Source organism: Parafannyhessea sp. LCP19S3_B1 (genome assembly GCF_052121955.1).
Classification (GTDB): Bacteria; Actinomycetota; Coriobacteriia; order Coriobacteriales; family Atopobiaceae; genus Parafannyhessea.
This window is the reverse complement of the sequence record NZ_JBQKDH010000004.1, coordinates 1-22,617: the sequence shown is the minus strand read 5'-3', so window position 1 is coordinate 22,617 and position 22,617 is coordinate 1. Positions and strand designations below refer to the sequence as shown.

Below are 22,617 nucleotides of genomic sequence, written 5' to 3'. Positions count from 1 at the left end.
ATGAGCGAGCTAATTTGACGGAATGTCGATGGCAATGCGGGCATGCCGTATACGAGCATTCTAGGGCAGATGCGCTCAGCGCTTGATGCCGACCGCCTCTTCGAGCGCCCGCCGGTCGATTTTACCGTTCTTGGTGAGAGGCAACTGCTCCGTCTGATGGACCTTGTTGGGGACCATATATTGTGGTAGGGCGACCTTGAGGGCGCCGAAGAGCTCCTCTTTAGGCACGTCGCCCATGTACACGAGGTGAATGCGCTTGCGGCGATGGTCGTAGAGGCAGCAGGCACGCTGCACGCCCTCGACCGCCTGCGCCGCGGCCTCGATGTCGCCAAGCTCGATACGCTGCCCTAGATGCTTGATCTGGTGGTCCTTCCGCGAGGCGTAGACGAGGTTTCCCGCGTCGTCGTACGTGGCAAGGTCCCCCGTGCGGTAGATTCGCTCGAGCCAGCGATCGTTCAACGGGTTCTGCACGAACGCCTCGGCCGTTCGATCGGGGTCGCCGAGGTAGCCAAGGCCGAGGGCGGTGCCGCTGACACAGACCTCGCCCTCCACGCCCGCCTCGCTGACCAAGGTATCGTCCGGGCCAAGGAGGAAGACCTTCTCGTTGGGAAACGGCTGGCCCATGGGGATGACCTCGCCCTTTTTGTACACGCGGTCCACCACGAAGTACGTACAGTTGCAGGTGATCTCCGTTGGTCCATAGAGGTTGACGTACTGGGCGCCGGGCAGGTGGTGCTGCCACTCGCGCAGTTGCTTTGGCGGCATGACCTCGCCGGAGAACATGACGCGCCGGATGGACTTGGGCACGCGGTAGTCGAGCCCTCCCATGATGGAGATGAAGCAGAGGGCGCTGACCGCCCAGATGAGCGTGGTGGCGCCGGTGTCGCAGAGGTAGTCCATGAGCTGCGTGGGGTTGACGAAGTAGTCACGCGGGACGAGGCGGACCGTCGCGCCCTGGAGGAGCCCCGAGTAGATGTCCTTGACGGAAACGTCGAAGTCGAACGGCGCCTGGTTGGCAAGGACGTCGTCCTCCCCTATACCGAAGGTGCGGTCGAGCGTGGGGATGAAGTCGATGACGGAGCGGTGGCCGACTACGACGCCCTTGGGCGTGCCCGTGCTGCCGCTGGTGAAGTTGACGTACAGGGGGTCGACGTCCGTCGCCTGGGCGCGGATGGCGAGAAGGGCGTCCTCGTCCGTGGCGGTCAAGGCGACGTCCTCGAGCGGTGCGACCTGGTATCCCAGGCCATCGAACAGCTGGTGCGCACGCTCGAGGTTGCCGCGGTCCGTGAGGATGCAGGCGGGCTGGAGGCTCTGGCATATGGACGCCAGGCGCGTTGGCGTCTGGCGGACGTCCAGCACGGAGTAGAACCCTCCCGCGTACACCGCTCCGAGCATGCCCGCGAGCGCGAGCGGGCTCTTCTCGAGGTAGAGGGCGACGGCGGTGCGTGGCCGCATGCGCCCGGCAAGCCAGGTGCCTACGGAGGCGCTCGCGGCACGGAGCTCCGCAAAGGTCATGGCGCCTGCGGGATCTGCCACGGCAGGCTTGTTGGGAAGGCGCAGGGCAGATGCCTCTAGCCATTCGAGAACGTTCGTCATTCGTTGGACTCCCCACTCTTGAGGACGACCGTCGCCGTTCTCTCGAACGGCTTGGCCGAGCCTTTCTGCCTTGCGAGCACGCGCACCTTGTATACCTGGTAGCCGGGGAGGCTGATTTCCGCCTTGCGGCTTGTGGAATAGGCCGTCTGGGACAGTACCGCGCCCGAACCGTCCAGGAGCTGGAAGCGGTACTCGACATTGGTGCCCGGAGCGGCGACCGGCGTCGCCTTGGCGCGCACGCGGCCGTCCATGAGCACCGACGCCCTGAGCGTCACGACCGAGAGACCCTCGTAGCTGCAAAGCATGCCATCCAGCTGGTCGTAGCGGAAGAACGACGAGCCGAGGCCACCGTCCTTCTTGCCCTGCCGGCGCGCGGGGCCCCGCTCGACGAGGGCAACGTCCCTGCCGAGCACGCGCGAGAAACGCGTGGCGCCGGCAAAGTTGAGGTGGCCGAAGTCCATCCACTCGTCGTCGCGGGCACGGTAGTGGTCGGGCCGCGCCATGGAGTAGTCGAGCCAGCGGCCGCCGGCGCGCCTGACGCGGCGCGCGAGTGCGGCGCGCTCCTTGCAAAGCATGCCGCCGTAGCCGAGCGCGAAGTACGAGGGCTGGGGCACGACGACTACGTCGAACTCCACGTCGTGTTGTTGGCAGAGCTCGAGCATCCGCAGAACGTCGTCCTCGTTGACCTTGAGGTGGTGCATGGTCTTGACGGGCGGGTTCCAGTACGATCCCACGTTGGTTGGGTCGAGCACCATCGCAGCGTTGCCGTAGCCCTGCCCCCGGTAGTTCCACCCGGGGAGCGTGCCCTCTGCGGCGGAAAGCGGGTCCCTGCCCGAGGCGCGCCTGTCGAGGTTGGCACGTATGCCCGGACGCGAGAACCCGATGGTACCCATGGTCCAGGGGAACATGACGCCGAGCGACTTGTGGTTTGCGAGGAAGCCGGGGTCGGTCGCAAGCGAGGCCGCGTCCTCCACCTTGCGGCCGAGGGGCTCGCCCTGCATCTTGGCGAGCGTGCTCACTACGGCGGCGTTTGGCCAGGGGTCCTCGATCATGGTGTCGACGCCGATGCCATAGACCACGCGGCGGATGCCGTGGTCCTCGATCGCGGCCTTGATGGCCTGGTACGAGCCGCGCGGGTCCTGCGCGGGCATGGCAAGCGACCACGAGCTGCTGCCAAGCGAGGCGTCGAGCGCCGCGGGGTCGATCGCGTGCGCCGCGTAGGAGGAGCCGACGACCACCGTGTCGATACGCCGGTCGCGCGCCTGGTAGTACGAGCTCCAGATGGCCTCGGACTCTGCGCCGTACGTGAGCATCATGTAGCTGAGCGCGACGTCCACGCCCAGAAGGACGGCTACCACGCCGAGAAGTACCGCCCACCCGGGCAGGCGACGGCGCCTTCCGTGCGCCGGGGACTCGGCCGCGGGCGAGACGCGTGCGTCCTTCTCGCCCGTGGGGCGATCGGCGGCAGACGTCGGGGCATCCTTCCTAGAAGTTCGCATAGAGGAATCCACCTCCGTTCGTGACGGTCATGGGGAGCGCGAGGGTGACGATGGCAAGGCACGCGCCGTAGACGAGAAGCCGCAGCGGCAGGCGGGCCGCAAGGAGGTCGTCGCGGACGTCGTGGCCCATCTCGTAGCGGAGGCTCACGACGAACACGATGACGCACGCCAGGATGGTCAGCTTGGGAAAGCCCAGCGTCGAAACGCGCTGGATGCCGCGCGCTGCAAGCGCGGTGGAAAGGGGTGTGGAGTTGAAGCTGAACAGCGTGTTGCGCAGGCAGATGCCAAGGGCCGTCACGTTGGCGACGCAGTCGAAGTAGCGCCCCACCTGCACCACGAGGAACGTGCGAACGACGGCGAAGACGTGGAAGCCCCTGGAGCCGCGGTCTATGCGCAGCCTGTCCGCGCACCACGAGAACGCGGGGGCAAGGAGGTCCGCCAGCGCGACGATGACGCCGTTGTACAGGCCCCAGAGCACATAGTGCCACTCCGCCCCGTGCCAGAGCCCCACGCAGAGGAACACGACGATGTTGGCTATGCACGCGGGAAGGGTGCGGCCGGCATGGCGTCCCAGGTGCTTTGTGGCCCACTTCCCGAAGCGCTGCAGCGGGGAGAGCAGCGCGAACGGGTAGAACAGGTAGTCGCGCATCCACGCGCCGAGCGACATGTGCCACCTGCGCCAGAAGTCGGAAAGCGAGACGCTGAAGTACGGCTGCCTGAAGTTCTGGGCCATCTGGATGCCGAAGAGCTCCGAAATGCCCTCGACTATGTCGATTCCGCCGCTGAAGTCCGCGTACATGTAGACGGAGTAGACGACGATTCCCAGCACGATGACGTTGCCGGGCGTGTGCACGTTCACACCGCTAAAGATGGAGTCGTAGGTGGGAAACAGCAGGTTCGCGATGGCGACCTTCTTGAAGACGCCGTAGCCGAGCCTCAACGCGGCGCGGCGGCAGTCTACGTCCTGGATGCGACGGCTGCGAAGCAGCGCCTGACCGGTCTGCTCGTACTTGTTGATGGGGCCTTGGATGAGCTGGGGGAACCAACTCACGAAGAGCAGGTACCTCGCGAAGTTCTCCTGCGGGGAAAAGCGGCCGTTGTACGCGTCTATCAGGTAGCCAAGCGACTGGAACGTGAAGAACGATATCCCCAGCGGAAGCAGGATGCCCAGGGATCGAGGGCTCCTGGCAAACCCGAAGTTGAACAGGATGACGTTGTAGTACTTGGCGTAGCCCAGCACCAGAAGGCAGAGCACGAGCGCCGCGACGAGGGCCACACGCTTGCGCCTGAGGAAGCGTGCCTTTACGAGCTTCTTTTCCGCGCGGTCCGCGCACGCCTTGCGCGCCACCTTGCAACGCGCGTCGCACGCGCCAAGGTAGCGCGCGGCCACCCACGTCACGAGGGATGCGAACAGGACGAAGCCCAGTGCCTGCACGCCCCCGGCGATGCAGTAGAACGCGAGGCTCGCCACGAGCAGGACGATCCACTGCCCCTTGCCGAGCATGGCCCCGACCGCGTAGTACGCAGCAAGGGCCAGCACGACGAAGATCACAAAGGCGAGCGAGAAGAGCTCCATGTCAGGGATCGAACTCCTAGGCGAAGAGGCAACTCCAGGCCTGCCGGGACGCCTCGAGGGACAGATACGTTAGCGCTTGATCTTGTCCGTCACCGTGATGAGGCCGTGACGGGCGACCATGGAGACGACCTTGCCAAGGCCGAAGGCATCCACGGTGGACTTGGTGCTGCCCAGCAGGTACGCGCCGCGGGCGAGCCCGGCGTGCGCCGGCATGGGCCTGCCCATGAGCTCGCAGTAGCGCCGGAGCCTGTTGAGCGGAAGCTCGCACATGCGCTCCACTATGGCGGGGTCCATCATGCCGAAGATGCGCTTCTCGCCCTCCACGACCAGCGGGTTGTCCTTGCCGTCGTCGTACTCGGCGCCGTACGCGTACGTGAAGCCGCGGTCGTAGTGCGCCGCGAGCACCTTGGGGTCAGTGATACCCAGGCGCCTGATCACGTCGAGCATGGTGACCCAGCGGTCGAACGGCCTGGTAACGAGGTCGGGCGTCTTGTGGTTGCGCGTGCTGTCCGGAAGGTCGATGCGATAGTTGTAGTAGCACTCGTTCAGGTAGACGACGGACGACGCCTGGCACATGGTCTCGATCAGGAAGGGGTTGTCCGCCCAGCCCGCACCGGGGTACTCGATGAAGCGGATGCCCTTCTCGTTGATGAAGTCCGTGCGATAGATGGCGGACCAGATGGAGGGGTGCGTCGCGATGAGCATCGGGCGGTCCGATATCGTAAACGGCTTCTCGCACGTGACCATCCTCGAGGCGAGCTGGCAGGGGCGCGTGCTGGTGCGCGCGGGGTCGTCCCAGCGCGCGACCTCGGTCCACGGGCACTTCACGATGTCTATCTGGTCCTCGAACGTGGCGGCGAAGTCCAGCATGTCCTGGTACATCGTCAGGTCGAGGTAGTCGTCCGGCTCGACGATGGAGACCCACCTGCCCGTGGCCATCTGGAGGCCGCGGTTGCAGCCTGCGCCATACCCGCCGTTCTCCTTGTGCACGGCCCTCACGCGAGGGTCGCGGGCGGCGTACTCGTCGATCACGGCGGGCGACCCGTCCGTGCAGCCGTCGTCGATCAGGATGATCTCGAGCTCGCGGTGGGTCTGGTTGCAGATGCTGTCCAGACACTGCCTCAGGAACTTGCCCGCGTTGTAGATCGGGACGATGACGGAGACCTTCGAGCTGGCGTCCTCTAGCATTCGATCCTCCATGTCCGTGCGGCTGACGGCGCCGCGGCGGCGATAGTCAAACTACGTATTTCGGTAACCGATGATATTACAGCAGAAAAACCGCCCGGAAACTCGATGATATCCCCAGAACGGCGCAGATGGGGTAGGTAGGGCGGGACGGCGCCCGCACGCGCCGCAGGCTACGCCCTGCCGTGCCGCGCCCCGCCCGCACGCGCGCCGGCGGGGCTCCCCCACTGGCCGCAGCGCTTCAGCATGTCCATGCGCGCCTGCACGTACCACTTCTCCGCGGCGTCGCCCGCATGGCGCGCGACGCTGTCCGCAAGGCCCATGCCAAACGTCGAGAGCAGGGCGTCGAGCGCCATGAGCGCGCCCAGGGCGAGAAGGACGTAGTGCGGCCAGCCGGAGCCCTGCGCCAGGCCAAGGGACGCCACCCACGCCGCAAGCGGCAGGATGAGCGGGCCGTACCACTGCTTCTGGATGAGGCTCGTGAGCTCCGAGGTGTACGTGCCGCTCTTGCGGACCTCCACGTGCACGCCCGTCGCAAGCGACACCGCCCCGTTTATGGCCTCGCGCACGACGCCGGACACGTGCCCGGTCAGCGCCTCGTACGCCAGGAAGTACGTGGGATACACCGTCGCGCACAGGAGCGGTACCCAGTCCGCAAGCGTCTGGAGGCGCGCCGCGTCGAATCCCGCCGCACGGCCCCCCGCCCACGGGAACACGTTCCACCACACAAGGGCGAGCGCGGCCACGCAGACCACCCGCAGGAACACGGGGCCAAGTAGGAAGCGACGCAGGCGATGCGTCCCCGGCGCCGCGTCGACCGCGTCGTTTGCGGCCTTCTCGGCCACCGCGCTCCTGGGGTTGCCGTGCTCGTCCCAAAACAGCGAGTCGTCCACAGCCGTCTGGCGCGCGTGCTGGCCCATGGGGTCAAAGTGCACGCCCACGCCGTAGCGGCCGGGGTCGCCGCCCACGAGGTCGCGCTGGACCGTCGCGGCGGCATCGTCCTCGAAGAGGGTCTTCAGCAGGCCGTACGCCTTGTTCACCTGCGTCATCTTGCGCTGGGCCACCTCGGGGCTGATGCCGTTCGTCGCGGCGTTGTCCGGGTGGTAGCGCTGGGCGAGCTTCATGAAGCGCTTCCTCAGGTCGGACTTCGTGTAGCGCTCCGGCAGGTCGAGGATCTTCTCGGCCTGCGCCTGCGTCATGTCCTGCTTCCTCAAGCTGCCTCCCTGGTCGGGGCGCGTCCGACGACGCGGACTTCCCCCTTCACAAAACGCGGCGACCCGGGGGCCGCCGCGCGCGCAACACTGTTGGCTTTTGGTACTAGTCCTCGTCGAGCTGAGCCGCGACCTCGTCGGAGACCTCCATGGTGGTGTAGACGTTCTGCACGTCGTCCAGCTCCTCCAGGCGGTCGATCAGGCGCTGCACCTTCTTGGCGTCAGCAAGCTCGAGCTTGGTCGGGGTGTTCGGCACCATCGTGAGCTCGGAGCCCTTGCACTCGATGCCCTGGGCCTCGAGCGCCTTCTGGACGTCCTGCATCTTGTCGTACGCGGTGTAGACGATCCACTGGTCGCCCGCGTCCTCGTAGTCCTCGCCGCCGGCCTCGGCAACGGCCATCATGAACTCGTCCTCGTCGACGGCGTTCTCCTTGTCGGCGACCTTCTTCTCGTCAGAGACGATGACCTTCTCCACGGCGATGGAGCCCTTGCGGGTGAACTGGAACGAGACGGAGCCCGCGGTGCCCAGGTTGCCGCCCGCGTGCGTGAACGCGGAGCGCACGTCGGCCGCGGTGCGGTTGAGGTTGTCCGTCAGGCACTCGACGTAGAAGGCGGTGCCGGCGGGACCGTAGCCCTCGTACGTGACCTCCTTGTAGACCGCGGCGTCGGCGCCGGAGCCAAAGGCCTTGTCGATCGCGGCCTTGATCTTGGCGTTCGGCATGGAGACCATGCGGGCGCGGGCGACGGCCGCTGCGAGGGAGGCGTTGTTGTCCGGGTTGGGGTCGCCACCGGTACGAGCAGCAACGGTGATGTTACGCGAGTGCTTGGAGAAGAGCGCGGAACGCTTCGCGTCGATCGCGGCCTTCTTGTGCTTAGTGGTAGCCCACTTAGAGTGTCCGGACATACACAACTCCTTCTGGTATTGGCAAAAACACAAAGATGATACTCGATAGCGCCCACGCGGGCAAGGGACGCGCCGCCTGCCGGCCGCCACGTTCGCAAAGGCTGCAAAAAGCGCAAAAAGCACGAAAGGCGCGGGGCGAGAAGGACGCGGCAAACCGGTGCCCTTCCCTACCACGCCCGCCATTTAAGACGCTACCAGACGGACACGGCACCTCTCAGAACGCGCCAGGTCTGCATGAATTTGTCCCACGAGACCCAGAGCTTGCCGTCCATGTACGGGTCAGCCACGTAGAACTGGTTCGTGTGGGGGTTGAAGCCCAAAAGGGTCATCACGTGGTTTGCAGACTTGCAATCTCCCCACCAGTAGTGCACGCGATGACTGGGCTTGAACGCGACCGAGGTCCACACGACCACGGGGTGCCCCTGGACGAGCTCTCCGATGAGCGCCTCATCAGAGCAGCCGGTAAGGTTCTTCGTGTGGGCATACCGACTTCCCCAGCTCGCAACCGCGGGCATCATCATGCAGTCGATTGCCGGCGAGTTGTACCACACGGAGCCAACGAAGCCGTGATTTGGGTTCCCGTCTGACGCATAGGGCATCCACGACAGGAAGGTGTGGTACGAGACGTTCGTGAGATATCCCTTAGACCAGAGCGCCATGAGGAGCGACGCCGCCTCGCAGCCCTCGATCGCCCCTTCGGAGACCTGGTTGATGTAGCGGGTGCCCATGGCAATCGTGCCCAGGTTCGACACGGAGCCGTCCTCGCCGTACACGCGCCATGTTCCGCCATCCCGCCTGACGGACGTCTTCACAACTGCTGGACGCGCCGTCCTTCCAGGCGCGTCGACCCCCTTGAGGACGAGCTTGACCCGCAGCGCCTCAATCGCGCGTGAGTAACCGGCGCTGCCGGAAGTCTGCCCGTCGCGTGCCCAATCGAGCCAGCCATAACCGCTGACATGTGACTGGTAGTACACGTCGAAGTACTTCGCGAGCTCGCCAGAGAGCCTCATCTGCACGGCCTCGAGCCTCAGCCCCTCGCCAACCGTACCAGCCTGGCCTCCATCGTCCTGCCAGTCGAGCCACCTCTTGTTCTGCACGAACGCACGATATCGCACGTCGCCCGGAAGTTCAGAGGAGTTTCCCGACCGCCTTGCGAGAAACGCCTGAAGCGGCCTGCCCTGCCCCGTGCTGCCCGCAGGGGAACCGTCCTGCACAACGTTTCCCCAATTGTCGTCGAATTGGGATACGTTGTATTCGATCTGCTGGGTGCCGAGCTGTGCCAGGGAGAACGTCTGTCCCTGGGTAGTCGGGGACGATGCGCCTTTAGGGGTAAGGACGACCTGCACGCCTTCCATGCGTGCCGAGAGCCCCGTTGTTCCGGAAACCTCACCGTTTTTTGCCCAGCCCATCCAGCCAAGCGTCTGAACATGAACGCGATACCACACGTCGTAGTTCTTCTGGAGGTCGCCCGTCAACTCCATTCTCAGGGCCTCTATCCTGCGGCCTTTGCCAACGGTTCCGGCGGTAACCCCAGAGTCTGACCATGCATGCCATCCCTCGTCCTGGACGTGCGCCTGCACCCGGACTTCGCCGTCTACCCAAGCGTTGCCCACTCGTGCCCGAAGCGCCTCGAGCCTCAGCCCCTTGCCCGTCGTGCCGGCAGTCTGACCATTTGTCGTGGTGGGCTTCATCCAGCCAAGGTTCTGCACGTGCCCCGCGACCGAGACGTACGTTCCGTCCAGGAACGCCTGTCCATCCGGGGATGGATGTTCTTCTCCCCTGCGTACGAGCATGACCTCGACCGCCTCGAGTCGAAGCGACCGCCCTGTGCTGCCCACGGGCCCCTTGTTTGTCCATGCCATCCAGCCGACGTTTTGGACGTGCGCACGGTACCACAGCTCAAAGTCGCGTGCGAGGTCCGTGCCGTCGCAAAGCTCGACCTGAAGGGCTTCGATCCTGAGCGACCTACCCACGGTACCAGCGACCTGGCCACCTTTCACCCATTGTTGCCAACCCACGCTCTGCACGTGTGCGCGGTAGCGGATGTCGGAGTCCTTGTAGGTCGCGCCCTCCGGCGCCTTTACCGAGAGCCGTACCGCCTCGAGCCGCTTGCCCTGGCCAACCGTGCCCACCACGTCTCCCTGCGAGGTCTCGGGAAGCCAGCCTCTGTCCTGGACGTGTGCCGTCGCCTCGATGGCCGGGGCCTGTACCTCATGAGAATCCTGCTGCGTGGAAGACCCGGCACTCGCACCGGCCTCGACGTTGCCCCCAGAGTCCGATGCGCTCTCAACGTCCTGCTCGGTCGCAAGATCCCCGGTAGAGGTTGCGAGCTCAGAGGGTCCGTTCTTCTCCCCTGGCCCAGAAGAGGACGTCGCATCCGACGCCTGGGCCTCCGCGGACTGCGGGAGCGTCGTTGTTTGCTGGGTGGCGCCACTTGGAGTCTCCGAGGACTGCTCGACCGAAGGAGACGCATCGACCTCGAGCTCCGCTGCAAGCGCCGCCATGGGCATAGCGCCTAAGGTCGCGGAAAGTATGAACGCCGTTGCAGCACCCCTGAAAAAGGAAGAAGGCCTCATTTGTGAATCCAATCGTCAAGACACACGACGCAGCACGTAGAACAGCGGGACAAGACGCCGCCAAGAAGTGGCAATGCGTTTGGGCTACACCAGGCCGAGCTGCGTCTTGAACGCCTGCCACAGCTTGTGGGAGCCGGCCGTCGTGGGGTGGAGCTCGTCGGCGTTGAAGTCCTCTGAATCGAGCTGGAGCGTGTCGAGGAAGCTCACGTGCACGTAGCCCTTCATCTTGCAGAGCGACGTGAGGACCTGGTCCGCGCGTTGCATGTCGAAGTTGTTCGTGGCGTCCGTGCGGCGGTTCTGCGGAGGGGACACCACGATAAGCAGCTTGCACTTGGCTGCCGCAGCCTTGAGGCCGATCTCCGCGTCCGCGCAGAACTCGTCTGACGTGCGACGCGCCGCGTCGTTGGTGCCGAGCATGACCACGATCACGTCCGCGCCGTCGCCGAGCCACGCGGCGGGGTCCTCCGCCAGGTACTGCATCTTGAAGCCGGAGACGCCCGCGTTCACGAAGTTGGTGACGCCGCGCTGCGCCGCGTACGCCCTGAAGTCGTTTGCCCAGGTTGAGACGGTGGTGGCGCTCTCTTGGTAGCTGCCCTGGGGGCCAGAGTACACGACGGTTCCCGTATCCGAGGGAGCGTCGTAGCCGTCGCAGCCCAGGCCCGCCGTGATGCTGTCGCCCAGGACGCGAATGGACTTGACCTCGCCCTTGGCGAACATGTCCGCGAGCTTGGTGCTCACCACGGGCGAGGGTGCCGCCGCGGACGATGAGGGGTCCGACGCGTCCGACGTGCTCGCGTCCGCGGCGGAGGTGCCGGAGTCCTGCGACTTCCTGCCAGAGGAATCCTTGGCAGTCGAGACGGTCGCAGCCGACTTTGCGGGAGCGGGGTTGGGCTTCTTTGGGTAGTGCAGGATGCCGAGCTCGCCCAGCGCCACGATGACGACGCACGCGGCGGCCGCCACGAGCAGCGTGACAAGCGTGCGCGCCACGGGCCGCTGCCCGTAGGCCGCCCCGCCGTACGACCCCCTCGCCCGCAACGTCGATTGCGCCTTGGATGCCGCGCGTTTCTCGCCCATGTGCTTGGCCACGTCTGCCACCCTCTTCCCGTATGAGCCTGCAGAAGATTCTAGCAGTACCACGGCGCTACGCTGTGCATGCGATGCAAGGTGCGCCCGCGCGCCGCTAACGCAGGCCGTACTTTGCGACAACGCGCCTGATGGCGCGGCGCCACGGCAGCCAGATGGCCGCAAGGAAGCCGACCGTGGCGACGGAGTGCGTCACGTCCAGGGGAAGGGCGAGCGCAAACGCCGCAAGCACGGTCTGCCACGTGATGGGCCGCACGTATCCCAGCACGTACCAACCGTTGAGCAGCAGGCCGTACAGCAGGCCGGACGCGGCGCCGTACGCGTACAGCGCCCAGCCGCGGCGGAGCGCGCCCGCGTCTGCCAGAACACCCGCCAGGTAGCCCACGAGCCCCCACGCGTACATCTGCATGGGCGTCCACGCGCCCTGTCCAAAGAAGAAGTTGGACACGAGCGCCGCGATGGCACCAACCAAGAACCCGCTGCGCCGTCCCAGGGTCGCCCCCGCCACGATTGCGATGGCCGAGACCGGCTTGACGTCCGGCAGCGGCGCGAACACGATGCGCCCGGCCGCCGCGACGGCGCCCAGGGTCGCCGTGGGCAGGATCTGCCTGAGCGCCGGGCGCGACGCCTCGAAGCTTGTGAAGAAAAGCGCGAGGCAGAGCAGCGTGACGAGAAGAACGAGGCCTCCGGTGGCAGAAAGCTGCAGGTAGGCGCAAAGTCCGGCCACGGCCGGAACCGCGATGAGCGCCACGGGCTCCAGCGCGCGCAGCACGCGCGCACGCCGACCCCGGCGTGGTTGCCGCCCGCTCATGCGCGCCACACCCAAGACTCGCGAAAGAACTGCCACGCCGGCTGCGTAAGCGCCACCTGCCCGTCAAACAGAAGCGAGCAGCTGTCTGCCACGGCACGCGCGAACGCCACGTCGTGCGTGGACAGAAGCACCGTCGCGCCGCCCGCGGCCGCCTGCCTCACGTGCGCGGCCACAAGCGAGCGCGCCGCGTGGTCCAGCCCCTTGGTGGGCTCGTCCAGAAGCAGCAGCCGCGGCCGCGTGAGCAGGAGCTTCGCGAGCGCCAGCAGCTGCTGCTGGCCGCCGGAAAGGTCGTACGGGTGCCGCGCGAGGGCGCCTTCCAGGCCAAACGATGCTGCGACGCTCAGCATCCGCCCGCGGTCGTAGCCGGCCGTGGGCGCCCACTCCATTAGCTCCTCCTCCACGCTCGGGCGCGACAGCAGCGCCTTTGGCTGTTGCGGCAGAAGCGCCTGCGAGCCGGAAAGCGCGTTTGCGACGCGCCCACGCTGAGGTGTCAGCATGCCCGCGACCGCCATGAGCAGCGTTGACTTGCCAGAACCGTTGCCGCCGACGACGGCGCGCACCTCGCCTGCGGACATCTGCAGGTCCGCACCGCGCAGCACCCACGCGCCGTCACGCCCGTAGCGCACCCACGCGTCACGCGCGCTCACGACGGGGGCAGACGGCACCGCGGCGAACGCGCGCGGCGCGGGGCCGGGGACGGCGGTAGACGCCGCGCCCGCGGACCCGTCCGCGGCAATGAGCGCCGGCTCTTCTCGCAGGGAGTCCAGCGGCACCTGCCGCGGACGGCCGCCCTCCATGCAAAAGGCCATGCTCGCGAAGTCCACCATGGCGCGCGGCGCGTGGGTCGCCACCACCACGGTGCAGCCCAGCTCGCGGTTTACGCGGCGCAGAAGCGAAAGGAAGCTCTTCTCGGCCACGGGGTCGAGCATGGAGGTGGGCTCGTCCAGCAGCAGCACGGACGGGCGCATCGCGAGCGCTGACGCCAGCGCCAGCAGCTGCCGCTGCCCGCCGGAAAGGTCCGCGCAGCGCCGGTAGAACCACGGCTCCATCCCAAAGAAGTAGCAGGTCTCGGCCACGCGGCGGCGCATCTGGTCCTGCGGGACGCCCAGGTTCTCAAGGCCGAAGGCCAGCTCGTGCCACACGCTGTCGCACACGATTTGGCTGTCCGGGCTCTGGAACACGTAGCCCACGCTCTCCGCGGACTCGCGCGGGGACATCGCGGCCGCGTCGCGCCCAAGCACGCGCACGGCGCCCGAAAGCGCGCCCTGCGGCCGGATCTCTGGCTTGAACAGCTTGAGCAGCGTGGTCTTGCCGGATCCCGTACCGCCCACCAGCAGCGCAAACGCGCCGGCCGGCACGCGCGCGCTCGCGTGCGACACCACGTCTGACCCCGCGGGCTCCCCCGCGGGCACGGCATACGAGAAGGACACGTCCTCAAGCTCGAGCGCCGGCTGCGGGGCGCGGTCGGGCGCCGGCCGCGCCGCCGCGGGCCCGGCGGCCTGGCCCTCCGCACGTGCCACGGCCCTTTGCCGCGGTCCTTCTCCCCCGAACGTCTTGACCCTCATCGCAGGCTCCCCTCGCGAACGCGCCCGACCGCGGTCACAACCGTCGGCCCAAACGACAGCGCCATATACGGCACATAGCCCCACCACGGCACGAGCGCCGGCATGTTGGGATAGAAGCTCCACTGAGACTGAGCCACCCACGCAAGCAGCGCGCAGGCAAGTGCAAGAGACCCCACGGCAGTGGCCAGCACGACGTCACGCGCGCGCAGCAGTTGCAACCGGTAGCGCGAGCGCAGGCCGCCCACCTCCCAGCCGCGGGCGCGCATGGCATCGGCCCGCTCCACGGAATCCTCCATCGCCCATGCCATAAGCACGGTCGAGGCATTCACGTAGCCCATGCGGCTCGCGCCGCGCGCGGGCGCAGCGGCAGGCCCCCCGGCCACGGGCGTCCGGGCGCAGGTGCATGCCGCCCGCGTGGAGCTCACGACGCCGTAGCGGCGTCGTAGCTGCGGTACCAGCTGGATTGCCATGGACACCATGGTGCTCACCACGGGGAGGCGGCTTCCGGAAAGCTCGAGCAGGCGGTCCTCCGTCAGCACGCACGCCGCGTCCGACACCCACTGCAGCATGGATACAAGCGAGCCTCCCATGCATAGGCCATAGGCAAGCGCCTCTAGGCGCACCGTCACGGGACCAAGCGTGGCCACCACCGTGGCGCCGGAGTGCGAGAAGAGCGGGTTCGCCAGGCAGACAAGCGCAACCATGGGCAGCTGCCAGCGCAGGCGCCGCGCCGTGGACAGCGCGCCCTGCAGGCACGCGCCAAACAGCAGCGCCCCCGCGACGGAGATGGCCACGAACACGGGCTGCGTCACGAGCGTTCCGATGCCGATGACGGCCGCGAAATACACGGCCGCCACCACGGGATGGCTCTGCCCAAACGCCACGTCCGCGCGGGACTCGTCCGCGGGACGCGCCCCGGCGCCGCGCGCGGCGGCACCCCGCTCGCACCTGTCTTGCGCCCGCCCCACGCTACTGCCCCGACGTGACGTAGCTCCACACGACGGAGTCGCCGTCGTGCACGGCATACAGGTCGCTCATCATGCCGGGCATCGAGCCGTTCACGGAATACGTCCACCCGTGCGACGCGTCCTGCCCCAGGCCGTTGATCGCGGTCACCCACGTGCCGCCGCCGGCGTACGCGCCGCTCTCCACGGAGGCGCCCGTGGCCAGAAGCGCGTCGTACGCCGTGGCGCCCGAGCGCAGGCTCACCCTATAACCGGCCCCGTTTATCGATACGGAAACCGTCATGGCAGCCGTGCCCTTGCCGCCGGAGCCAGAGCCGGAGCCGGATGTGGCCGCAGATCCGGACGCCGCGCCCTTCTCGCCCGAGGCGCCACCCGCCGCCCGGCCAGATCTGGTCGAGGCCTTTGCATTTTCGCCGCTTGAAGAGCCGTTTGCTGATCCGTCCGCACTCGAGCCGTCATGTGCGCCCGTCGTTGCCGCCGTACCAACCGCAAGCGTGCTACCGCTTGGCAACGTGGGCGCCTTTCCGCCCTCGGCCGAGAAGGACTGCTTTCCTAGCTGCGCATACAACTTGTGGTCTATGGCATATCCGCTTGCAGCAGAAAGGATGTGCGCAACGTCAGCACCCTTTACCTTGGCTGCGGATGCGGAAGGCAGGGCCACGCTCATGCGCACGACCCCCGACGCATCCTCCTCTATCCACGTGACGGTCGCATCCGCCTTGCGGTTTGCCACCCACCGCGCAAGCGCGAGCGTGCGCCGCGCCGCGTCTTGCACGAGGCTTTCTGCCTTCTGGTCCTGGGCGTGCTCCACCCATACGCCGTGCTCCGTCACGACCACGCGCACGTCACCCGTGACGGCAAGGTCCTCCTTGCCAAGGCGGAGCTGCTTGAGCTCGGACTTCACGGCGGCCTCATCGATGGCAGCCGTCTTTGTGCCGGCGCCGGAGAACTTCTTCGCACTCGCCGCGCTTGCGGATGCCTTGCGCTGTGCGGAGGCACCCGTGCTGGCCGTCGAGCCCGTCGCAAACGCGAGGGGGTCCCTCCCCTGCACGTACTCGCTCATCGACCACGCGCAGAACGCGATAAGCGCTGCGGCCAGCACCGCGGCGGCTACGCGGGCGGCGCGCATGCCGCCACGGCCAGCACCGCCACCGTTTGGCGCGGCACCGCCGCCAGCTGCCTGCGCACCGGCGCCAGAGGCGGTGCTCGCGGACTTGAAGTCGAGGTTTTCCTGCTTGTCTGCCATTACTTCGTCCCCCGTTCGTCACGCTTGCCCCTGCGCAGCAGCGCCATGATCAGGACCACGGCGCCCAGCGCCATGCCAATGACCGGCCAGATGGGCAGGGTGCGTCCGCACGATGCGGCCGCAGCCGCCTTGCTTGCAGTTGCCTTTGCCGAGGCATCTGCCGCTGCGTCGCCCATGGACGCCGTCCCCTCGGAGGCGCCTTCGGACGCGCCGTCTTGCACCTGTATGCCAAGCACGTCGGACGCGACGCCGTCCAGAAGCGCCAGCGGTCCGGACGTCGCGGCGGTACCGGACTCCTTCGCGCCCGCAGGGGACGCCGCGCCACGCACGACCTTCGTCGAGCCAGGCTTTGCCGAGCCCGACTTCGTGGCGGCGTTGCCGTTGCCACCCCTGCCGCCCGCAGCGGCGTTGCCGGTACCCGCGGCGTGCGCGGACCCAGTGCCCTTGTCCTTCTCGCCCCGCGAGCCTTCGTTCTTGCCAGAATTCTCGCTGTCTTTACCGGAGTCCTTGCCAGAATCCGTCGTGGCGGCCTGCCCCGGAATCTCCTGGCTGGGAAGCACGTCCGCCGCGCTAGCGCCGGCGAGCTTGAACAGGTAGCCGGAGTCGTTCACGAAGTACAGGCTGCCGTCGGCAGCCGCCACGACGCTCGCCATGTTATACTGCCGCTGCGCCTGGTCGGGCACGTACAGCAGGGTCACGTGGCTCTGCCCCACCTTGTACATGAAGACGCCGCCCGGCCGTCCGTTGCTCGTGAAGTACACGTACGTGCCGTCCGGTCTCGTCACCACAAGCGGCGCGCTCTTCACGTCGCCGGGGATGGCGTTGTCCTTCGCGGCGGACGTGGTGGTGGCGTGGCACTCCACCTTGAGCGTCTGTGCGTCGATCACGCTGATGCTGCCCGTGCCGGCGACGCGACGGTCCGCGCCGCCCACGTAGATCTTGCCGTTGGAGAGCGTGGGCGTGGACGTGCTCGCGTTGTCGAACTTCGCGGTGCCCGTCTGGCTGAGCGAGCCGTCCGCCGCGATGGCGATGCGGTGCAGCACGCCGTCCGTCGTGACCGCGTACGCGACGGTGCCGCCCTCGGCCGCGACGATTCCCGCGCGGGAGGGCGCGCCAAGCGAGAAGGTCGCAGCTACCTTGCCCGTGGATGCGTCGTGCAGCGTCAGGTTTCCGCCGTCGTCTGCCACCAGTATGCCCGCGACCGTCTGCGCGGCGCCTGCCCAGTAGTAGCCGGAGCCGGTCTTCTGTTGCTGCCAGCGGACGGAGCCGTCCTTGAGGTTGAGGGCCAGAAGCGTGCCGCCAAGTGACGATCCGTCGAAGCCGGCAGCAGAGGTTCCCAGGTAGACATAGCCGTCACGCACCAGCGGGGTCGATATTGGCTGCTGCGCCGCACCGCCTAGCGCTGGCAGCGCGTCCGTCAGCCACACGGTCTTGAGCTTGTCTGCCGTGAGCGCCTGCACGCGGCCGCTGCGCAGCGGCACCACCACGACACCGTTTGCGTACGCGATGCGGCACGTGGACTCGACGCGGTCCGCGAGGTCCGCCTGCTGCACGATCTTGCCGGTCTTGGCGTCGCGCACCTGCAGCTTGTTGCGAACGGCAATGTACACCTGGCCGTTCACGAGGATGGGGTCGCTCATGAACGTCTGGCCGGCCGTGCCCAGGTCGCAGGCCCATGCAAGCGAGGAGCCGCTCGTGGGGGTGTCGGCCGTGGACGTGCCCGTGCCGTCCGCCCCCTTGTACGCGCCCCACTCCGCCGCGAAGTCGGGACGCGGCGCGTCCGGCGTGACGGTCACGTCCTGCGTGGGAGGCTCTTCTCCGTAGCTGCCAAAGAACCACTCGATCCTGTCACCTGGCTGCACCACGTACTGGGCGGCGTAGTCGCTGGCGAGCTTGCCGTTTACGTAGAACTGCCACCAGCTCCAGTTGCCGGCCGCGTCCTGCGCGTATCCCAGGGACGCCTTCCCGTTGGGAAGCACGCCCGTGGCCGCGCTGATGGTCCCGACCATGTCGTCGCAGGTCATGCCGTTGCGCTCAAGCACCGCCTTCGTGAGCTGCGCGGCCGTGGTGCCCGCAGGCACGCTCGCCTCGCTCTGGCCCACCCAGCTCGTGCTCTCGCCGAAGGCGTTGGGGCCAACCACCTTGACGGAGGCCGTGACGTTTGCGGCGTCGCTTGCGGGAAGCTGGTCGCCGTATGCGGAGTAGTACCACACCACGCTGTCGCCGTCGGAAACCTTTACGGCGTCTGCCATGGCGTCAGACGGCTTGCCGTTCACGAACAGCTGCCAGTAGCGCCCGGTGCCGGCATCGTAGCCAAGCGCCGCGCCCGTGGTGGGCGACGTGACGGTCTGCAGGTACGTGCCATAGTCGGTATCCTGCGCAACGTTGGTGATGCCGCGCGCGGCAAGCGTCTTGCGCGTGAGGTCCCACGCGGTGGAGCCAGAGTCCAGCTTCTGCGTGGACGTGGCCCACGTCTCCGTCTTGCCAAACGCGTCCACGCCGATCACGGTTGCGGTTGCCTGCACGTACGGCGCGTCCTTCCCCGTGGTGCCGCTCACCGTGAGGCTTGCGGTTGCCTGCGTGCCGGCGAGCTCCGAAAGCTTCGCCTTCAGCTCCGCAGAGACTCCCGCGTCGTCCTTGTAGCGCGCATAGTACGCCCCGTACTTCTCGCTCGCGAGGTTTGCGGTTATCTGCACGCGCGTGTTGTACGTGGGGCGCGTCACGCGCAGCGTCTGGTTGCTGACGACGGTAGGCTCGCTCGAGGCGAACGTGCGACCCTGGTCGCTGGGCCCCATGGAGTCGTACCCCGGAAGCTCCGCCGCGACGATGCCGTGCACGGCATCCGCGTCCGTGACGCTTTCCGCCCAGCCCAGCGTGCCCGAGGCGTCCTGGTAGGCCTCCATGAACGGCCTGAGGTTCCGCGTGACGGCACCCGCGTCCTGCCCATCGAGCAGGCGCGCGCCAAACTGGTCGCGCACGCGGTGCAAAAGCGCGAGCTCCGCGTCGACGTCGCCGGATGCCAGCGGCTTCACGGCAAGCGAGAGGGACTTCGTCACGTACTTGGTCGGGTCGTCCTTGAGTGCGATCTTGCACGTGAGTTCCACGGTGGCGTCGCTTGCGCCCTCGACGGGACGCAGCACGTTCGCACGGTATCCGTTTATCTGCAGCGTCTGGTTGGAAGACGAGTAGCTGACCGTGACGTCGAAATCGAGCCGCCTGGTGCCCAGCGTCCTGGTGGTGGGCAGCTGGATGTCGCCCGTGACGGCGGCGGGGTCGAGGTCGCCGTCCGCCGAGGATACGTAGCCCAGGTTCTTGTAGGTGAAGTTGTCGTCCAGCTTCTGCTGCGCCTCCGCGAGCTGGCGCTGCACGAGGCCGGGGTCGCCCTTGACGGTGACCTCGAAGCTGCGCGTGACGCTTGCGCGCGGCGCGTCCGAGCCAGAGAAGCTCACCGTCGCCATGAGCGTGACGCGCTGGTCCGTGGACGTGACGTTGGGGGTCGCAGTTGTCTGCTCGTCCCAGGAGTAGCCGGAAAGCGCGAGCGCGGATTCGTCCGACGTCTTCCAGCTCACGCTCACGCCGGTGCCCAGCTTGTTTGGCAGAGCGAACTCCTGCGTGACGGAGTCTGCGGCATCGCCGTCCGCGTACGCGGGCGCAAGGGAGTCCGCCGCGGCGTCGAGCTCTGCGGACATGGCCTCCGCATCCCAATCGAGCTGCACGAACTTCGCGGGCGTGTACCATGCGGTCGCCGTGCCATACGTGAGCCTGAACGTGGGCCTCACCTGGCGCAGCACCGACGTCGCCGTCGACACCGTCTTCTTTGCGGGACTGAGCGAGAAGAACGTGACCTTCCCGTTGTCTGCCGCGTCGCAGGAGATGCCGCCACGCTGGCTGGGGTCGGGCGTGGCCGTGGTCTCGACGGACTGGGTGGCGACCCGTACGTCCGCGTACTTCTCGCCCAGCGTGGCGAGGCGGGCGCGAACCATGTCGTTCACGTTGGTGTCCGTGCCGTAGACGGGCGACGGGACGTACCCGCTGAAGCCGTCGGACGCAAGCGCCTGCACGGCCTGGGCCAGCAGCTCCTCGTCCTGCTGCGTGCCGCGCGCGACGACGGGGCCGACGGCGGAGGACGTGACGTTGTTGCGCGACGTGGCGCTCACGCGCAGGAACCTGCCGACGAGCGCGTCCGTGAGGGTGAGCGTCGGCTCCGTTGCGCCGGCGATGTCCGCGAACGCCCCGTCACTTGCATCTGCCTGCTGCCACTGCCACGCGATGGGTGCGGACGAGTCCGCCGGCTGCGTGCCGCCCCAGTCGCTCGCGACGTACGCGGAGGCGGAGAGCGTCTGCCCCTCCTTTGCGGTGCCGGTGACCTTGGCGCCGTCGAGCGTGGCGCGGCCGTCCGCCACCTTGCCGGTGGAGCTGTCACTCCAGAGCTCGCCACGCGTGCCGTCCGTGCGCGTGAAGGTCAGCTTGCACGCGAGGAACGCGTCTGCGTCCGCATCCGTCACGACGTAGCTGCGCGACGTGGCACCCGCGATGGGCGCATAGGAATCAAAATTGGTGCCGTACGACACGGTGGTGCCGCGGTACCACTGATACGAGTAGTCCGCGTATGCGGAGGCGGCGACGGGGGTCTCGTCCTCGTCGCCCCAGTCGTCCTCCTCCGTGGTGTAGGCGTTTGCCGTGAGCGTGGCCCCCGGGGCGACGACGGTGTCGTAGCGGACCTGCGACCCGCTGGCGCTCGTGATGCGCGCGACGTCCGGCACCACCGCGGCGACCGTCGCGGTCGGCGCGGCCACGTGAGCGCCTGACGTGGGCGCGGCGCCGGCTGCGGGGACAGGCGCGGACGCGGTCGTGGAAGTCGGCTTGGACGCGGACGGCGTCGCCGCAGAGGACGCAGACGAACCAGTCGCCGTCGCGTGCGACTGTGCGCTCGCGGGCGGTGCCGGTGCCTCCTCCGAGGTGGAAGCCTTGGTCGATTCGACCGGCGCGTCGGTTGCGCCCGTCGTGGCCTCGGCTGGCTGCCCGGCCACTGCCTGCGCGTCCGCGGTGCCCGCCGCCTCTGCGAGCGCCGCCGTGGGCACCTGGCTCAGGACGAGCACGAAGCCGAGCGCCGCAGTTGCCGCACGCGCGGCAATGCCCTTTTTGCTGGGAAAACGCATCCTGCCCTCTCCTTCCCATGGGAAACTGTGAGGGCACGCAGGATTGGAAGCCAGGAAGGCATCCCATCTGGCAGGTCACGTCCTTCTCGCCCGTGCGCCAATGGACGCAACGGACGCGCACGACTGGATCGCGCCGACGGGCTGCCACTGTGTGAGCATAGTTCGCGCTGATCCGGGGTTGAACCGGAATCCTTTTGCCTAGGCCTATGAGCTTTGGACCATGCCCTCAGGTTCTGTTAAGTGAGGTCGATTCTAGCAGCTGGGAGCGCACGGCGAGCTCGGGGGCGCGTATGGACACATCTTTGCAAGAATCTGGGGGCCGCCACTCGTTGGCCGGCCTCAGAGGCAAGCGGGACGGAGCCTCGAGCAGAACTCGAGCGTGCTGCGCAGGCAAAGAGGGCAGGTGGGGCTCACGGCACCCAGCGCCGGTACACACCTGCGCCGAGTTTGCACGGTTGCACGAAACTCGGGCCCCACGAGTACGGGCGGCGCTGCGTGCCGGTACACACCTGGGCCGAGTTTGCACGCCCGCACGAAACTCGGGGCAGGCGGGTACCGGGAGGCGCCCCCGCGGTACACGCCTGCCCCCAGTTCGCGGGCGGCCTGCAAACTCGCCCCTCATGTGTACGGGAGACGCGCCCAGGCGGTACACATGAGGCAGAAACGCGCGGGACCCCGCAAACTCGCGGCCGACGTGTGCCATAAGAATTCCAACCATGGCAGGAACTCGCCGATGGGAAATGCGGCAGAAAGTTGGACCGCGCGGGGCGCGGTCGGGACGGAGGCCGCCATGGACGGGACGCCGAGGTACACCGACGAGGAGAGGGCGCACTACCTGAGGACGATGTGGGCGGAGGGGCTCGTGCCCGCGACCGCCGCCAGGCTCTGGGGGAACCACCCGAACAGGCACACGCTGACGAGGTGGCAGCGCGAGGCGAGGGAGGGCGCGCTCGAGGTCGAGCCGGTGCGCGTCCCGCACTCCTGCGCGGGCAGGCACCTCCCGCACAAGCGCTACCCGGCGGACACCAGGGAGGAGGCGCTCAGGCTGCTGCGGCTCGGCAGGCGCAGCGGGGAGGTCGCGCGCTCGCTGGGGCTCCCGAACGGCTCGCTCGTGGGCCGCTGGGCGCGGAAGGAGCGCGAGCGCGCTAGCATGGCCGCGGACGCCGGGGACGGGGGCGGGAGGAAGATGCCAGCGGGGAAGAGGACGCGAGCGCGGAAGGGCGGGGCGCCCGCGGGGGCGG

At 67.7% G+C, this 22,617-nt stretch carries 14 protein-coding genes; 1 reads left to right on the top strand and 13 read right to left on the bottom strand.

Annotation, left to right across the window (positions count from 1 at the left end; genetic code table 11):
• Window positions 1-75 precede the first annotated feature (75 nt).
• From ACTQWE_RS02570 to ACTQWE_RS02510, 13 genes are all read right to left on the bottom strand, one after another.
• A complete protein-coding gene (locus ACTQWE_RS02570) occupies window positions 76-1,596 on the bottom strand; it encodes an amino acid adenylation domain-containing protein (RefSeq protein ID WP_441921241.1) in 1,521 nt (506 codons plus the stop codon).
• Window positions 1,593-3,095, bottom strand: a complete 1,503-nt coding sequence (locus ACTQWE_RS02565; protein ID WP_441856691.1) for a hypothetical protein — start codon at window positions 3,093-3,095, stop codon at window positions 1,593-1,595. Before ACTQWE_RS02565 ends, ACTQWE_RS02570 begins: the two co-directional genes overlap by 4 nt.
• Window positions 3,082-4,671, bottom strand: coding sequence for an MBOAT family O-acyltransferase (locus tag ACTQWE_RS02560; RefSeq protein ID WP_441856692.1), 1,590 nt, complete (start codon window positions 4,669-4,671; stop codon window positions 3,082-3,084). The genes ACTQWE_RS02565 and ACTQWE_RS02560 overlap by 14 nt, the downstream gene beginning before the upstream one ends.
• Window positions 4,672-4,740: 69 nt before the next feature.
• The gene (locus ACTQWE_RS02555; protein WP_441856693.1) at window positions 4,741-5,859 is read right to left on the bottom strand and encodes a glycosyltransferase; all 1,119 of its coding nucleotides are present in this window, start codon (window positions 5,857-5,859) and stop codon (window positions 4,741-4,743) included.
• A 170-nt stretch (window positions 5,860-6,029) separates the two neighbouring features.
• Window positions 6,030-7,070, bottom strand: a complete 1,041-nt coding sequence (locus ACTQWE_RS02550; RefSeq protein ID WP_441856694.1) for a J domain-containing protein — start codon at window positions 7,068-7,070, stop codon at window positions 6,030-6,032.
• A gap of 103 nt (window positions 7,071-7,173) precedes the next feature.
• On the bottom strand, window positions 7,174-7,971 hold the full coding sequence (locus tag ACTQWE_RS02545) for a YebC/PmpR family DNA-binding transcriptional regulator (RefSeq protein WP_090861396.1): 798 nt from the start codon (window positions 7,969-7,971) through the stop codon (window positions 7,174-7,176).
• 191 nt (window positions 7,972-8,162) lie between these two features.
• Complete coding sequence (locus tag ACTQWE_RS02540) at window positions 8,163-10,475, bottom strand: C39 family peptidase (RefSeq protein WP_441856695.1); 2,313 nt, start codon at window positions 10,473-10,475, stop codon at window positions 8,163-8,165.
• A gap of 156 nt (window positions 10,476-10,631) precedes the next feature.
• Window positions 10,632-11,633, bottom strand: a complete 1,002-nt coding sequence (locus ACTQWE_RS02535; protein ID WP_441856696.1) for an SGNH/GDSL hydrolase family protein — start codon at window positions 11,631-11,633, stop codon at window positions 10,632-10,634.
• A gap of 94 nt (window positions 11,634-11,727) precedes the next feature.
• Window positions 11,728-12,402 (bottom strand): ECF transporter S component, encoded by a 675-nt coding sequence (locus ACTQWE_RS02530; RefSeq protein WP_441856697.1) that lies wholly within the window; start codon window positions 12,400-12,402, stop codon window positions 11,728-11,730.
• A gap of 35 nt (window positions 12,403-12,437) precedes the next feature.
• Window positions 12,438-14,006 carry an ATP-binding cassette domain-containing protein gene (locus ACTQWE_RS02525; RefSeq protein ID WP_441921239.1) on the bottom strand — a complete coding sequence of 523 codons (1,569 nt, stop codon included), beginning with the start codon at window positions 14,004-14,006 and terminating at the stop codon, window positions 12,438-12,440.
• A complete protein-coding gene (locus ACTQWE_RS02520) occupies window positions 14,003-14,974 on the bottom strand; it encodes an energy-coupling factor transporter transmembrane component T (RefSeq protein WP_441921237.1) in 972 nt (323 codons plus the stop codon). The genes ACTQWE_RS02525 and ACTQWE_RS02520 overlap by 4 nt, the downstream gene beginning before the upstream one ends.
• Before the next feature lies 1 nt (window position 14,975).
• A complete protein-coding gene (locus ACTQWE_RS02515) occupies window positions 14,976-16,217 on the bottom strand; it encodes a DUF4430 domain-containing protein (protein WP_441857213.1) in 1,242 nt (413 codons plus the stop codon).
• Window positions 16,217-21,376, bottom strand: coding sequence for a DUF4430 domain-containing protein (locus ACTQWE_RS02510; RefSeq protein WP_441857215.1), 5,160 nt, complete (start codon window positions 21,374-21,376; stop codon window positions 16,217-16,219). The genes ACTQWE_RS02515 and ACTQWE_RS02510 overlap by 1 nt, the downstream gene beginning before the upstream one ends.
• Window positions 21,377-22,166: 790 nt before the next feature.
• On the opposite strand from ACTQWE_RS02510, the gene ACTQWE_RS02505 reads away from it, so the two are divergent.
• A partial coding sequence (locus tag ACTQWE_RS02505; RefSeq protein WP_441921235.1) for a hypothetical protein occupies window positions 22,167-22,617 on the top strand: 451 nt, incomplete at its 3' end.

Coding starts and splice junctions, on each gene's coding strand:
- ACTQWE_RS02570 (WP_441921241.1), bottom strand. CDS start 1,596: ATGACGAACGTTCTCGAATGGCTAGAGGCATCTGCCCTGCGCCTTCCC.
- ACTQWE_RS02540 (WP_441856695.1), bottom strand. CDS start 10,475: ATGGCGGCGCTTGCAGCGGAGCTCGAGGTCGATGCGTCTCCTTCGGTC.
- ACTQWE_RS02545 (WP_090861396.1), bottom strand. CDS start 7,971: ATGTCCGGACACTCTAAGTGGGCTACCACTAAGCACAAGAAGGCCGCG.
- ACTQWE_RS02560 (WP_441856692.1), bottom strand. CDS start 4,671: ATGGAGCTCTTCTCGCTCGCCTTTGTGATCTTCGTCGTGCTGGCCCTT.
- ACTQWE_RS02510 (WP_441857215.1), bottom strand. CDS start 21,376: ATGCGTTTTCCCAGCAAAAAGGGCATTGCCGCGCGTGCGGCAACTGCG.
- ACTQWE_RS02515 (WP_441857213.1), bottom strand. CDS start 16,217: ATGGCAGACAAGCAGGAAAACCTCGACTTCAAGTCCGCGAGCACCGCC.
- ACTQWE_RS02525 (WP_441921239.1), bottom strand. CDS start 14,006: ATGAGGGTCAAGACGTTCGGGGGAGAAGGACCGCGGCAAAGGGCCGTG.
- ACTQWE_RS02555 (WP_441856693.1), bottom strand. CDS start 5,859: ATGCTAGAGGACGCCAGCTCGAAGGTCTCCGTCATCGTCCCGATCTAC.
- ACTQWE_RS02565 (WP_441856691.1), bottom strand. CDS start 3,095: ATGCGAACTTCTAGGAAGGATGCCCCGACGTCTGCCGCCGATCGCCCC.